Annotated in this window: 13 protein-coding genes and 2 pseudogenes; 5 read left to right on the top strand and 10 right to left on the bottom strand. The window is 51.5% G+C overall.

Translation table 11 applies throughout. The annotated features are described in order from the left end of the window. Positions 1 to 79: 79 nt before the first annotated feature. Both HA41_RS10430 and HA41_RS10425 read left to right on the top strand, forming a co-directional pair. Positions 80 to 442, top strand: a pseudogene (locus tag HA41_RS10430) (phage terminase large subunit family protein); the annotation flags it as partial. Then, positions 442 to 1,479, top strand: coding sequence for a phage portal protein (locus HA41_RS10425; protein WP_094120733.1), 1,038 nt, complete (start codon positions 442 to 444; stop codon positions 1,477 to 1,479). The pseudogene HA41_RS10430 and the gene HA41_RS10425, both read left to right, overlap by 1 nt. A gap of 30 nt (positions 1,480 to 1,509) precedes the next feature. On the opposite strand, the gene HA41_RS10420 is transcribed toward HA41_RS10425, so the two are convergent. The 4 genes and pseudogenes from HA41_RS10420 to HA41_RS10405 all read right to left on the bottom strand — a co-directional run. Further along, positions 1,510 to 2,373 carry an LPO_1073/Vpar_1526 family protein gene (locus HA41_RS10420; RefSeq protein WP_094120732.1) on the bottom strand — a complete coding sequence of 288 codons (864 nt, stop codon included), beginning with the start codon at positions 2,371 to 2,373 and terminating at the stop codon, positions 1,510 to 1,512. Beyond that, positions 2,370 to 2,618 carry a hypothetical protein gene (locus tag HA41_RS10415; protein ID WP_094120731.1) on the bottom strand — a complete coding sequence of 83 codons (249 nt, stop codon included), beginning with the start codon at positions 2,616 to 2,618 and terminating at the stop codon, positions 2,370 to 2,372. Before HA41_RS10415 ends, HA41_RS10420 begins: the two co-directional genes overlap by 4 nt. 251 nt (positions 2,619 to 2,869) lie before the next feature. Next, entirely contained in the window at positions 2,870 to 3,058 is a 189-nt protein-coding gene (locus HA41_RS10410) for a hypothetical protein (RefSeq protein ID WP_094120730.1), read from the bottom strand. 356 nt (positions 3,059 to 3,414) lie between these two features. Beyond that, positions 3,415 to 3,633: pseudogene (locus HA41_RS10405) on the bottom strand (replication endonuclease); the annotation flags it as partial. Between the two features lie 401 nt (positions 3,634 to 4,034). On the opposite strand from HA41_RS10405, the gene HA41_RS10400 reads away from it, so the two are divergent. Further along, positions 4,035 to 4,538 (top strand): Hcp family type VI secretion system effector, encoded by a 504-nt coding sequence (locus HA41_RS10400; RefSeq protein WP_094120729.1) that lies wholly within the window; start codon positions 4,035 to 4,037, stop codon positions 4,536 to 4,538. Between the two features lie 31 nt (positions 4,539 to 4,569). Here the strand turns inward: HA41_RS10400 and HA41_RS10395 are convergent, their stop codons facing one another. Both HA41_RS10395 and HA41_RS10390 read right to left on the bottom strand, forming a co-directional pair. Further along, positions 4,570 to 5,007 carry a hypothetical protein gene (locus tag HA41_RS10395; RefSeq protein ID WP_143807313.1) on the bottom strand — a complete coding sequence of 146 codons (438 nt, stop codon included), beginning with the start codon at positions 5,005 to 5,007 and terminating at the stop codon, positions 4,570 to 4,572. Beyond that, a complete protein-coding gene (locus HA41_RS10390) occupies positions 4,985 to 5,377 on the bottom strand; it encodes a polymorphic toxin type 44 domain-containing protein (protein ID WP_167373378.1) in 393 nt (130 codons plus the stop codon). The genes HA41_RS10395 and HA41_RS10390 overlap by 23 nt, the downstream gene beginning before the upstream one ends. Positions 5,378 to 5,672: 295 nt before the next feature. On the opposite strand from HA41_RS10390, the gene ddlA reads away from it, so the two are divergent. Further along, complete coding sequence (ddlA, locus tag HA41_RS10385) at positions 5,673 to 6,770, top strand: D-alanine--D-alanine ligase (RefSeq protein WP_094120727.1); 1,098 nt, start codon at positions 5,673 to 5,675, stop codon at positions 6,768 to 6,770. 20 nt (positions 6,771 to 6,790) lie between these two features. Here ddlA and HA41_RS10380 read toward each other — a convergent pair whose 3' ends face one another. From HA41_RS10380 to HA41_RS10365, 4 genes are all read right to left on the bottom strand, one after another. Continuing rightward, positions 6,791 to 8,212 carry a GGDEF domain-containing protein gene (locus HA41_RS10380; protein WP_094120726.1) on the bottom strand — a complete coding sequence of 474 codons (1,422 nt, stop codon included), beginning with the start codon at positions 8,210 to 8,212 and terminating at the stop codon, positions 6,791 to 6,793. Positions 8,213 to 8,488: 276 nt separating this feature from the next. Further along, positions 8,489 to 9,964, bottom strand: a complete 1,476-nt coding sequence (locus HA41_RS10375) for a SulP family inorganic anion transporter (protein WP_094120725.1) — start codon at positions 9,962 to 9,964, stop codon at positions 8,489 to 8,491. After that, positions 9,961 to 10,596, bottom strand: a complete 636-nt coding sequence (locus tag HA41_RS10370; protein WP_094120724.1) for a carbonic anhydrase — start codon at positions 10,594 to 10,596, stop codon at positions 9,961 to 9,963. Before HA41_RS10370 ends, HA41_RS10375 begins: the two co-directional genes overlap by 4 nt. A 583-nt stretch (positions 10,597 to 11,179) precedes the next feature. Beyond that, positions 11,180 to 11,989 carry a 5'-nucleotidase, lipoprotein e(P4) family gene (locus tag HA41_RS10365; protein WP_094120723.1) on the bottom strand — a complete coding sequence of 270 codons (810 nt, stop codon included), beginning with the start codon at positions 11,987 to 11,989 and terminating at the stop codon, positions 11,180 to 11,182. Positions 11,990 to 12,097: 108 nt separating this feature from the next. Between HA41_RS10365 and HA41_RS10360 the strand changes: the two genes are divergently transcribed. Continuing rightward, complete coding sequence (locus HA41_RS10360) at positions 12,098 to 12,805, top strand: purine nucleoside phosphorylase YfiH/LACC1 family protein (protein WP_094120722.1); 708 nt, start codon at positions 12,098 to 12,100, stop codon at positions 12,803 to 12,805. Positions 12,806 to 12,861 lie beyond the last annotated feature (56 nt).

Below are 12,861 nucleotides of genomic sequence, written 5' to 3'. Positions count from 1 at the left end.
CATTCAGCTGGCTGTTTATTTCTGACTCAGCTCTTTGGCCTGTGCCGCTATGACTGCCTGATGTGCGGGCATATTCTGGTCCTATATCGGCATCGACTCCACCGGCGTCGGGCTGGGCGTTTACGAAAACGTCAAAGCCTTCTTTCCGCAGGTGAAAGAATTTGTCTATAACCCGAACGTCAAAAACGCCCTGGTGCTGAAGGCTTACGACACCATCGCCAGCGGGCGGCTGGAGTTTGACGCCAGCCACCTCGACATCGCGCAGTCATTCATGTCTATCCGCAAGGCCACCACGGCCAGCGGCAACCGTCCGACCTATGAAACCAGCCGCAGCGAAGAAGTCAGCCACGGCGATTTAGCCTGGGCGACCATGCACGCACTGGCAAACGAGCCGCTGCAGGGACAGGCGGCACATACGCAGAACATTGTGGAGATTTACTGATGAGCAAACGCAGGAACCGCACCCGCACGCAGCCCGTGCCGCAGCCGGATAACATGACCAGCGGGGCAGCGTCGGAGGCGTTTACCTTTGGCGACCCGATCCCGGTGCTGGACCGCCGCGAACTGCTGGACTACGTGGAGTGTGTTATCAATGATCGCTGGTATGAACCGCCCGTGAGCGTTGACGGGCTGGCGCGCACGTTCCGCGCCGCCGTGCATCACAGCTCACCCATCAGTGTGAAGTGCAACATTCTGGCGAGTACCTTTATCCCGCATCCGCTGCTGAATCAGCAGGCGTTCAGCCGCTTTGCGCTGGACTATCTGATTTTTGGTAATGCCTACCTGGAGAAGCGGACCAGCCGCCTCGGTAACGTGCTGAAGCTGGAGCCGTCGCTGGCGAAGTTCACCCGGCGTGGCCTCGACCTGGACACGTACTGGTATGCGCACTACGGCATTAACACGGAGCCTTATGAGTTTGCGAAGGGAAGCGTGTTTCACCTGATGGAGCCGGACATCAATCAGGAGATTTACGGCCTGCCGGGCTACCTGTCGGCCATCCCGTCGGCGCTGCTGAATGAGTCGGCCACGCTGTTCCGCCGCAAGTATTACCTTAACGGCAGCCATGCGGGTTTCATCATGTACATGACCGATCCGGCGCAGAGCCAGCAGGACGTGGACAATATCCGCGGTGCCATGAAAAGCGCAAAGGGCCCTGGCAACTTCCGCAACCTGTTTATGTACAGCCCAAACGGGAAAAAGGACGGCATCCAGATCATCCCGCTGTCAGAGGTGGCGGCAAAGGATGAGTTTCTGAACATTAAAAACGTGAGCCGCGACGACATGCTGGCCGTGCATCGTGTGCCGCCGCAGTTGATGGGAATTATCCCGAACAACACTGGCGGGTTTGGTGACATTGAGAAGGCCAGCAAGGTGTTTGTGCGTAATGAACTTATTCCACTTCAGAAGCGGTTTGAAGAGTTAAATGTTCGGCTAGGTGAGGATGTTATCCGTTTTGAATCTTACAGCTTAGGCATATAAGCGCCCAGAAAGATAAAGAGGAATACCTCTTTATCTTATCCAATTTGAATATTCAATTTGTTGAATTTCGTTAATAGCCGTAATGGCTATTGCTAATCCCACGCTAGTTAAAGTGATGCCACCTATCGTTGGTGTGTTAATTCTCTCAAGGAAATTATGAATGGATGGTGCGACTGCCTTAACTTTTGCTTGCGCTTCGATTTTGTTTGCTGCGCCAAAATTATTGTATTTGCCAAGATAAGCATCAATAGCATTAATACCCATAAAATCATTGTAATTACAAGCGCCAGTGTAGCTTATATGATTTAGGTTTGTGTTAGATAAGTTAAAATCTAAACCAAATGTTTTTTCAAATTTATCATGAAAGCGGGAGAGCAAATAAATAACCTCGCCTGAAGGGGAAGATATTTGCATGTCTTTTAAAATAAATACACCACACATCAGGGCTATTTGCTGCTTAGTCAGTTTCGGTATAACGTCGATAGCCTCTGAGATTACAATGTCTTTTAAATCTGAATTTCCACTAGAGACTTTCTCAACAATCAACTTAGACAATAATTCTGGATGCGACTTCTCCCCCTTGCGAGAAGCGGAGATTAAAGCATCATTTAGTAAAGCTTGAACGTCAGGGTCTTTAAATTTATCTGTAATAATGCGTTTTGAGTTTTTATGCAGATCTGAAATGACTTTAGCTTGAAATTCATTGCCATTTAGTATGGCTTGCTGACGAGCTATCTCTTGTATTTTTGGGAACTGATTCTCGAACAACAATTCAAATATAACTTTTACGTCTTGTGCCGACAAACCATTAGTTATGGTTACGTCACCCTGAGCTTGAATTGCTGTTGAGCCATTAGAAACTTCTTGACTCGTGCCTGCATTAAATAAGCTCATATCTGATCCTTACTGTTTTCTTTTGAGTTAATGTTCACATTCCCTCCAGCCTGAATTCCTGTAGATCCGCCACTAACTTTTTGTTGAAAGAAGGATGATTGGGCTTTGTCAGCAATAAACAAGCCGACAAGAGTAACTAATGCAGCTAAAAGGGCGGTACCGGAATCAAAACCTGGCTTTATAAACAACCAAATAGCGCAAGAAATAGTTAATAACAAAGCGATAGTTTTGGTTAAAAATTTCATGTAGCACCCCTCGGATTTATCCTAATTTATAACCTCAATAACGAGTAAAGATCAACAAGCAAATCTTATAGCGCGCGCTCGTACCCCCGCCACGCCTGCGCGCTTTATACAGCGGTTTTCATGCAGGTGCATGACATATACAAAGACCCGCCAAGACTAGCGGGCCTGAGCATCAGAGATCCTTTTGGGATCATGCGATTTCATGCAGCATAGTCATGCATTCACGGCTCATAGTTCTGTTAGGCCTTTCATCATTCAGCCTGATTCATTAAAAGGCTGTATTCATGCTTTCGCAGGCGCGCCATTAACTCATCTGTGAGTTCGGAAACCCACTCAATTGCCATGCGTTTTTCTTGATCACTACAATCACTGACAGCAACAAGTTTTAAAAAGAAATCAATACGCTGAAGCTTCACCGACTCCAAAAGATAGTCCTGCATGTTCCCTCATCTGCTTACAACTACTGTTTATGCATGCAGTATAGAAAATCCAGTCGGAATTGAAACTATTTTTATGTATCAATGGCTTTGATCTGAATCTTGCCAGATCAGAATGGTTTTTCCTGCAATCTGCCGTTCCGGTAGATAAGCCGCATTTTCGCACCTGCATTGAGGCTACGGCCCTTAAGTAACAGCCCACTTTCATATTCATCACCGTTTGGTCCCTCCAGCTCTAACCGTCGGCACTCTGGCCCCGTACAGTTATTGACAGAGCTCCAAGGGGGGCGGCGATTCCGCCAGAAAAACCAGCCTCCGCTGCCGCTTCGGTCAATTTAGCGACCTTTTCCCATTTGACCAGGCACTGACACGCTGCGGTTGACCATTTCATCCAGCGCAATACGGTCCCCGTCCTGATTGATGAGATCAAAGCGTTTGAAGAATTCACGGTTACGTTTTTTCTGCTCTATCCATTCGGCCAGCGTGCTGCGGGAAACGTAAGGTGATGCGGCTTTCTGTACCTACTCTACTACAATTGCCATGTGCTCACGTTGCAGGCCGCGCAACTGCTTTAGTCGCTAACCCCACTATTCCCTTGTGCCTCAAAACCACAGTCTCCAACATCTATGTAAGAAAAATACTCTTCAGGAATTTTCTGGCTGACTTAGATTTTATTAATTTCCACGAAAGCAGTTAACAAATAAAAGAAAATAACTTGCCTTATATAAACAACTAAGTTTTAAACCTATATCTATTAAACCGCCGGGCCTTTAACAAAAAATCTCTCCCTATCACAATATACATTATATTTTAACATATTGCTGCACATCAGGCATTGCATTGAAATTGGTACAACACTCAAAGAAGATACGTTCCGATTTATAATAAGAATAAAGTTTACTCACCACTTCTCTTATCCTTATACTTATACTTATACTTATACTTATACTTAACATGGATTGCATGAATTTTTATATGGATTAATCTAAAAGGAGTTACTTATGCCATCCCAGCTTACCTCTGGTTGAAAGATGATGGTGGCGCACTTATTAAAGGCAGCGTCGATATAGAAAATCGAGAAAACAGTATTGAAATAATTGGCTTTTCTCATGGTGTGTCATTACCGGTTGACTATCAGACGGGCAGAATAACAGGCATACGTACTCATGCTCCTGTTACGCTGGAAAAGGAGTTTGATTCAGCAAGCCCTTACTTATACAAAGCCGTGACATCAGGCCAGACGCTGCAATCAGCTGAGTTTAAGTGGTATAAAATCAGTGATGCCGGGCAGGAAATTGAATACTTCAATATGTTACTGGAAGGCGTAAAGATCGTTTCAGTAAACCCCGGAATGCCGAATATAAAGATGGCCGGTGTGGAAAAAATTAATCATCTTGAGTCTGTTTCTCTGCTTTATGAAAAAATAACCTGGAAATACTGTGATGGTAACGTTCAGCATTCTGACTGCTGGAACGAAAGATAACGAACCAACCGGGCAATGAATAGCCCGGTTTTCATTTCCATGGATTGCTGGCAGTTGCGTTTAAATCAATACGTGGCATTACAACGGTAGAGCCGTCATAGTAAAATGCGGAACTGGAATAGTTAAAAACCTTGCCTGTTACACTGATCATCACGTGATCGCCAATCGCCTTTACCGCTGCATCCCCGACATCCGCAGTCAATACCGGCGCTGATTGCTGAATAATGGGCATAGGATGCTCAATATGACGATTCAAATAATAGCGATAAACGTTGCTATCAGTAGCACTCGAATTTTTATATCGGGTGACATAGAGCCAGACGTCCTGTGATAACTGCCGCTTACTGATGAGTTCGTCATCTGGCGGACGAGAATTCAGATACCAGACATAACCCATCACTGCGACAGTCAAAGCTAATATGATCGTTACCGCCCAATGAAGTGACCTAATAGCCGTGCTGATTGGCATAATCTATTCCCTGTTTGATCCAATACTGGTCTCTAGGATCATCACCATAGGGTATTTGTTCATACCAATGCCCCCACTCTTTTTTTGACGTTTTAGCCCGATTCTGTGCGAATCCCCCGCCTCTGTATAAAACATTGGCAGGAATACCGGCAGCCGTTCCCGTTGCGCCATAATTGAAGTTACCAAAATTTGCCCAGACAGGATTCATTTGTTTGTAATCCCAGGGGCCATGATTTCGAACCTTGAGATAAAACCACAAATAAACCGGAGGCGTCGCCATGTTTCGCGGCATACCAACGCGACGAGCCTCTGCGATGTTTCTGGCAAGAAGAGCAAAGCCCTCACCGGGCATGAGTGGAATAACTGCCATGTCAAACTCCTGTCATCCTGACTGAGGAACATGATTTGAACCATAAAGGTTTAACCTGAACGAATAGTGACCTCAATCAAGCAGGCATGACATAAATGCAAAAACAGACATCTTTCTTAATCAAATCGCAAAAGCTGCATTTTCATCAGAACGATGTCTTCCCGATTACGATAGTTGTCAGCCGCCGCTTGTCCTCTCCGGGCAACTCACACCCAACATTCTGCCGCCCCACCCTGTTTTCATTTGAGAGCTGCATGTTATCTTGTGGTTTTGATTTTTCAGCAGGCAGAAATTGATGACAAAGTTGCGGGTAGGGATCGTATTTGGCGGCAAATCGGCTGAGCATGAAGTGTCGTTGCAGTCAGCCAAAAATATTCTTGATGCGATCGACAAAACCAGGTTTGAGGTGGTGTTACTGGGGATTGATAAGCAGGGACACTGGCGTCTGAACGATGCCTCCAACTTCTTACTTAACGCTGAAAATCCGGCCCTGATTGCCCTGAATCGCGCGGCTGAAGATATCGCACTGGTGCCCGGCAACCAGCAGCAACCGCTGATTACCCGTCATGATGCGCATCCGCTGTCGCAGATCGATGTGATTTTCCCAATCGTACACGGCACGCTGGGAGAAGACGGTTCACTGCAGGGTTTACTGCGCATGGCCTCACTGCCATTTGTCGGTTCTGACGTGCTGGGTTCTGCGGTCAGCATGGACAAAGACTTTACCAAGCGCCTGTTACGTGATGCCGGTCTGAATGTCGCGCCGTGGCTGAGCGTTACCCGGGCGCAGCGCGCCACGCTGGATGCTGAGGCGGTGATTGATCGCCTTGGCCTGCCATTGTTCATCAAACCGGCTAATCAGGGCTCATCCGTTGGCGTCAGTAAAGTCGACAGTGCGGACGCCTTTGAGGCGGCGCTGGATCTGGCCTTTACCTTTGACCGTAAAGTCCTGATCGAAACAGGCATTAAAGGCCGCGAAATTGAGTGTGCGGTGCTGGGCAATGATACTCCGGAAGCCAGTCCCTGCGGTGAGGTCGTGGTGCATGACGCGTTCTACTCGTATGACACCAAATATATCTCTGAAAGCGGCGCGCAGACGGTGGTGCCCGCGGCGATTTCTGCTGCGTCCAGCGAAGCGATCCGGGAGGTTGCCATTAAGGCGTTTACGGCGCTGGAGTGTTTCGGCATGGCGCGGGTCGATGTGTTTTTGACCGATGAGGGTGAGATCATCGTTAATGAAATCAATACGCTGCCGGGCTTCACCAACATCAGCATGTATCCCAAACTGTGGCAGGCAGCCGGACTCAGTTATCAGGATCTGATCACCCGTCTGATTGAGCTGGCAATGGAACGCCACCAGCAGGCCAGCAGCCTGAAAAGCAGCGTCAGCTAATCGCCCTCAGCGACGTGGTTTCAGGCCACGTCGCTGGTGATGGCGCGGTGGTTAACCGGCGAGGTCTGATTGCGGCCATTACGTTTCGACAGATAGAGGTTCTTGTCGGCCGCCGAAATTAACCGGTTAATCACCCTCGGCCAGTCGCCCGCGTTACCGGCGCTGCCATGCGCCAGTCCTAAGCTGACCGTCACCGTGACCGTACTGCCCTGCAGCCAGAATTTCTCTTTCGCCATGGTCTGACGAATCAGCTCGGCGAGAAAATAGAGCGCTTCCGGGTCCTGATCGAACAACACCACCACAAACTCTTCACCACCAAAACGGCAGATGCGCCCTTTTTTACCTACCACCCGCTGCATACGCCGGGCGATCTCTTCCAGCACGCTGTCACCGGCATCATGGCCGAAGTTGTCATTTATGGATTTGAAATAGTCGACATCCAGCAGGATCACCCCGGCTTTACGCGACGAACTGAAAGGTTCAGTACGCAGGCTTTCATACAGGCCGGACCGCGACAACAGCTGGGTCAGGAAATCGTAATTGGCCCGCAGCGCCAGACGCTGATTAAGCTGACGAATGGCATCCATGCTGGCCGCCACAATCAGTGGACTGATGGCAATCGTCGCCACGCCCAGCCGTGCTGAAGTCAGATGGCTGATCGGCAGCAGATTATCATTGCCCTGAATGTTCATCACGCCATGCGACACCAGAATGATTTCGGTAATGCCGGTCAGTAAAATCACCAGGCTGGTGAGCGTCATCGGCAAGACGATAGCGCACCAGATCAGCGCCGGGACCGGGAATGTCAGGCTGCCCGCCCCGCCCATCATCGCGCCGACCATCAGTGAAAAGACCACCGCGATCACCGGTGAAAGCTTGCGCATATGCAGTAACTGGCGCAGCGACAGGGTTCGCCAGTCACGCGTCAGCAGAAACGGCAACAGCATCAGCCCGGTGGAGAATTGCTCACTAAACCAGTCGCCCCAGGCCGTCGCCAGCGCGGCATCAAACCTGGCCTGCTGCGCCAGCGCGCCCCAGGCAGCACACACCAGCGCCGCCAGCAGGCAGGCCGGGAAAATACGTAATACGCTGGTGATACGTTCACTGCCCGAGTCATGCTGGAGATGTTTCACCAGCAGCGAGACCGCGACCAGGATAAACAGCAGGTTGGCAACATTGAGAGTCAGGGCCGCCAGCGTCCAGCCGGAAAAAACCGTGTCGTTGAACACCATCGCTGTGAAGCAGGTGACGTAATAACGAGCCTGATGCAGAAAGGGATTCCGGACAATCACCCCCGCGACAATTGCATTGACCGGCCAGAACAGCGACAGCTCCTGCGGAATGCGCAGGTGTCCGCCGATAAAGCTAAACAGCAGGGTGATTAAAAATAGCGAGAGTGCATTTTTTTTAACGTTGTGCTCTTCAAACAGCTTAACGCGCATACATCCGGACCTTGTCGCAGAGAGACGGGCTGTCCACGCCAGCCTGAAACGGGCGTGGCGTCAGAATGATTTAATCCTGGGCGCCACCAAAGTCATCCTGCGATAAAACCACTCTTCACGGGCTAACGTTGAAAACTGAGGCAACATGCCCCCTTACAGGGGAATCACGTCAGGCGGCAGCGGAAATGGGGCCAATTATGCCCCGTAAATAAAAAAACCGGATATCCGAGATATCCGATTTTTGCCGTTCTGACGATTTTACCGCTGCGCTTAGCGCTATTTTACCGCAACCGGCCACTGACTGAGGCGAATACCCCGTTTATCGGCATTATCGCCGAAATCCTTCAGTACTGCTTTAACATCGGGATCGATATATTCAGCATTATCGTTATCCACAATCACCACGCTGTTCTCCGGGATCTCGTCCAGCAACCCCTGCAGCTTCGGGTTGTGCATAAAGGTCAGGTTCTGCTGAAAGCGCAGCACGTAATGGTCGTCGTAGCGGGTGAGCTGCAGCGCGTTGCGATGACTTTTATAGATGCTGTAGAGGATCTGGGTCGCGATCCCGATACCAATCCCCACCAGCATACCCAGCGTAATAATCCCGACGATGGTGGCGAGGAACGGCACGTACTGCTGCGCGCCCATGCGGAACTGTTCCACAAACAGCCGCGGCGTCGCCAGCTTGTAGCCGGTATAGAGCAGCACCGCCGCCAGACTGGCCAGTGGGATGGCATTCAGCATCTCGCTAAACCACATACCGCAAATCAGCAGCAGTACACCGTGGATGAATATCGATAGTTTGGTTTGCGCACCGGCGCTGACGTTTACGGAGCTGCGAACGATTACCGCGGTAATCGGCATTGCGCCCAGAAAGCCGGCGGCCAGGTTACCGATCCCCTGGGCAAACATCTCTTTGTTCGGCGAAGGCGCTGGCGTCTGCGGACGCAGCTTTTTCAGCGCCTCCTGGCTCAGCAACGTCTCCAGGCTGGCCACCAGTGCCAGGGTCAGCGCTACCACCCATACCTGTGGGTTCTGCCACGCCATCCAGTCTGGCGTTTCCAGTTCTGCCACCAGCGCAGAAACGCTGTCAAACGCTGGCAGTGAGATGCGCGCCAGGCCGCTCGTCATCTCCGGGAACAGGCGTCCACCCATCACCGTGGCCAGACAGCCAATCAGCACGGCGATCAGCGGTCCCGGGATCCATGCCAGAGCCTTGATGCGTTTGACGGGTGCCGTCGTCCATAAGCACAGGATGGCTAACCCGACGCCCGCCACCAGTATCGCCGGTAGCGAGAAGGTCATCTCGCCCGTGACCAGCGAAATCAGTTCGGCGTCCCCTGCCGCCCCCAGTGCAACCGGGATCTGCTGCATGATCAGCAGCAGGCCAATCGCCGCCAGCATGCCTTTAATGACGCTGCCCGGCACCAGCGAGATAAATCGCCCGGCGCGCAGCAGGCCAAACAGGCACTGCAAGGCACCGGCGATAATCAGCGCGGTGAGAAAGGCGGAGAAGCTCCCGAGCGAGGCCATTGAAGCCACCACAATCGTCACCAGACCGGCCGCCGGGCCGCTGACGGCAAAGCGAGACGGACTCAGGGAGGTGACGACCAGGCCACCAATCACACCGGTCAGCAGACCGGCAAACGGCGGTAATCCGCTGGCTTGCGCAATGCCAAGACAGAGCGGCAACGCGACCAGGAAAACCACCAGACCCGCAGGTATGTCGCGGCGTAGGGTATCGAGATTCATGGTGAAGGCTCCTCTGCAGATTGCTGAATCAACTCTTTGAGATGACCGGAGCGCAGGTCATAAACGCAACCAAACACCTCCAGTTCCTGGCCCGATTGCCAGATTTGCCGTACCGGTTGGGTTTGCACCAGTCTGGCGAATTGCGCCTTCACGTTGGCTTCAACCAGGCGGTCGAGCAGTTCGCTCTGCGCCTCTGCGGCTGCGGGTTGTTCAGCCAGGCCGGCTTCAATATCGTGACGCAGTGCGCTAATGCGTCGCGCCAGTGCTGAGTCCTGATGCTCCAGCACGCTGCCAGGCAGATTGAGCGCTGCTTCTACGCCACCACAGCCGTAGTGCCCGCTTAATACGATCCGTTTCACGCCGAGAAAAAAGAGCGCGTATTGCAGCACGCTCAGCAAATTGTCGTCGTCTTCAACCACCATATTGGCAATATTGCGATGAACAAAAAGTTCGCCAGGGTGGGACCCGGTTAATACCTCTGCCGGAACACGGCTGTCCGAGCAGCCAATCCATAACGAATGGGGCTTTTGCTGATGGAGGAATTTTTTAAAATAATCCGGATTACGCTGGCGGCGCTGTAATGCCCAACTGCGATTTTTCGCTAATAAGGGTTTAAGTGTCGTCACAATCATCTTCTCTCTACTACCGGGAATGGCGCTTCCTGGTTAACTACGAAGTGTATCGGCTCGCAAATAATGTGGGAGCCGTCAGTGAAATAAGAACCCAGTCACAGAAAAAGGTTATAGACGTTAATCATTTCTATTGCACGCCACTTATTTCCCTGCACGCTTACGCCTCGCTTTTTGTCAGTTATACGTCAACTCCGGTCAATGATGCGTAAATTTCATTCAGCACGACGGGTGAGGCATAATGGATGATTTTTTTATATTAATTATTTAAAATCATTAATTTAAAATAAAAAATATAATTAACTAAAGTTAGCGCTGACAAATAAATACAATTAATATTAACGGGGTTATTGTCTGCCATACCAACCGCCCCATTAAATACCAGGATTACTCTTAATTATAAAAATTAATCATTAGCATGATTCACCGCCTTAACGTCAGACAGGCAGTGAAATCCGCTTTATTTCATATAAGAATGAAGCGAGAGATGATTTATTTGATTTGCAGCAAAATAGTGACGCAGGAAAGTAAATCAGGGCCGTTTGTTAACAGAGCCTGGACAGGTCAGGCTCTTTTTCTTGACGAATTATTTACCGTTCCAGCTTTGCAGCCGCGATTCCCGCACTGACAGCTGCTGTTGTGGCGTCAGTTTATTGTAATTTTCCGCCATCCCACTCTCCCAGTCTCCATACAGCGGATTGGGCAGCACGATAAACTGTGTGCCGAATTGCTGGTGGTTCAGGTTCACAAAATCACGTCGCTGTTGATTGCCCTGATGCCAGGTCGAACCGCCGAAGTCATTAAGGTTATCGCCGACGTACAGCACCACGTTGTAGCCTTCATTTTTGATGGCATCGAAACGCGCCTGCTTGTTCGAGCTCTCGGTATTCAGACGAACCGTTTTGTCACTGACATTGGGGAAGCCCAGCTGCTGCATGTTGGCCACCGTGGCGGCGTAGTCCTGCTGATCGCGGTTCGAGACGTAGAACAGCGTGCCGCCATGCTGAGTCACATAACGCGCAAATTCCAGCGCACCCGGCACCGCTTTGGCCTGACGCGCCTGGGTCCATGCCGACCAGCTTTTACTGCTGAACGGCTGCCCGTTCTTCGCCTGCCAGGCGCTGTAGGCACTGTTGTCCAGCATGGTTTCATCCAGATCGACAATCACCGCTTTAGGTTTACCGGTCAGCGACGGTGCCTGGTCAAAGGCGAGGCGCGCGCTGTTAAAGGCTTGCCAGGTCAGGGCCTGATATTCGCCTGACTGCTGAAACCAGTTCACCGCCAGCACCGACTGCTGGCCGAGTTGTTGCTGTGCCGATTGCTGCGACGAGGTCGCACAGCCGGTTAACAGCAGCGCGACCAGTGCGGAAGCGGCGAAGGTTGCTGAGGTTTTCATCATGTCATCCTTAAGGTGAGAAAGGTCTGAGTGGGAAAGCTTCAAAAATGTAGCAGTTAACGTAAGCTGTGGGGAGCTCAACGCACGCCGTTATGACAGGAGATTCTTATGGCCGTGACCCCGCGCTCAACCTTGCTCGATTCACTGGCGTGGCTCGATTACGCCTTTCAGGCCGCTGGCGACACTCCGCCTGCTGATGCGGCCTATGGTCATCAGCGTCATAGCGCTATTGTGGTCACTGATGTTGAGAATACGCCGCCTAAAAGCTGCGAATCAGATGGCATTATCAGCACGGGAAACCGGCCGGTGGCGGTCTACACCGCTGACTGTTTGCCGGTTTTGTTCGCCGACGCTCAGCGCAAAGTGGTGGCAGCAGTCCATGCCGGGCTGCAGGGTACGCTGGCGGGCGTCCTGACCCGCGCGGTGGAAACGCTGCAGCAACAGGGCAGCGATCCGCAAAACCTGTGGGTGGCGATCGGTCCGGCGATGGGGCCTTGCTGTTACGAACTGGGCGAGCCGCAGCTGGCAGAGATGCAGCAGCGCCCGGCCCTTGCTGGCTGGCTACGCTGGCAGCGCAATCAGCCGGTCAACCCACTGGCACAACGTCCGCAGGCGACAGCGCGGCAACAGGGCGTCTGGTTTGACCTGCCAGCGCTGGCGACGCAGATGCTGTTCCAGGCCGGCGTGCCACCGCAGCAGATTGAGAATGTTAACGTCTGCACCTATTGCATGGCGGAGAGCGGATCGAGCTATCGGCACAATACCCACTTTGCCCGCGGCTACCACTCCCGCTACTCGTGGATCCGGCGGCGTTAAGCGTGTTAAACCGGACCGGACCTGGCAACGCTGCGCCGCCAGGCCGGTTGTTTTTG

The sequence above is a fragment of the Pantoea conspicua genome (assembly GCF_002095315.1).
GTDB lineage: Bacteria > Pseudomonadota > Gammaproteobacteria > Enterobacterales > Enterobacteriaceae > Pantoea > Pantoea conspicua.
The sequence above is the reverse complement of the archived record's forward strand: the minus strand, read 5'-3'. Positions and strand labels throughout refer to the sequence as shown.

What these genes read in the sequence shown, in the direction of transcription:
- HA41_RS10420 (WP_094120732.1), bottom strand. Translation starts at nt 2,373, where the DNA reads ATGAGCTTATTTAATGCAGGCACGAGTCAAGAAGTTTCTAATGGCTCA.
- HA41_RS10395 (WP_143807313.1), bottom strand. Translation starts at nt 5,007, where the DNA reads ATGCCAATCAGCACGGCTATTAGGTCACTTCATTGGGCGGTAACGATC.
- HA41_RS10370 (WP_094120724.1), bottom strand. Translation starts at nt 10,596, where the DNA reads ATGATTGTGACGACACTTAAACCCTTATTAGCGAAAAATCGCAGTTGG.
- HA41_RS10380 (WP_094120726.1), bottom strand. Translation starts at nt 8,212, where the DNA reads ATGCGCGTTAAGCTGTTTGAAGAGCACAACGTTAAAAAAAATGCACTC.
- HA41_RS10415 (WP_094120731.1), bottom strand. Translation starts at nt 2,618, where the DNA reads ATGAAATTTTTAACCAAAACTATCGCTTTGTTATTAACTATTTCTTGC.
- ddlA (WP_094120727.1), top strand. Translation starts at nt 5,673, where the DNA reads ATGACAAAGTTGCGGGTAGGGATCGTATTTGGCGGCAAATCGGCTGAG.
- HA41_RS10365 (WP_094120723.1), bottom strand. Translation starts at nt 11,989, where the DNA reads ATGAAAACCTCAGCAACCTTCGCCGCTTCCGCACTGGTCGCGCTGCTG.
- HA41_RS10410 (WP_094120730.1), bottom strand. Translation starts at nt 3,058, where the DNA reads ATGCAGGACTATCTTTTGGAGTCGGTGAAGCTTCAGCGTATTGATTTC.
- HA41_RS10425 (WP_094120733.1), top strand. Translation starts at nt 442, where the DNA reads ATGAGCAAACGCAGGAACCGCACCCGCACGCAGCCCGTGCCGCAGCCG.
- HA41_RS10360 (WP_094120722.1), top strand. Translation starts at nt 12,098, where the DNA reads ATGGCCGTGACCCCGCGCTCAACCTTGCTCGATTCACTGGCGTGGCTC.
- HA41_RS10390 (WP_167373378.1), bottom strand. Translation starts at nt 5,377, where the DNA reads ATGGCAGTTATTCCACTCATGCCCGGTGAGGGCTTTGCTCTTCTTGCC.
- HA41_RS10375 (WP_094120725.1), bottom strand. Translation starts at nt 9,964, where the DNA reads ATGAATCTCGATACCCTACGCCGCGACATACCTGCGGGTCTGGTGGTT.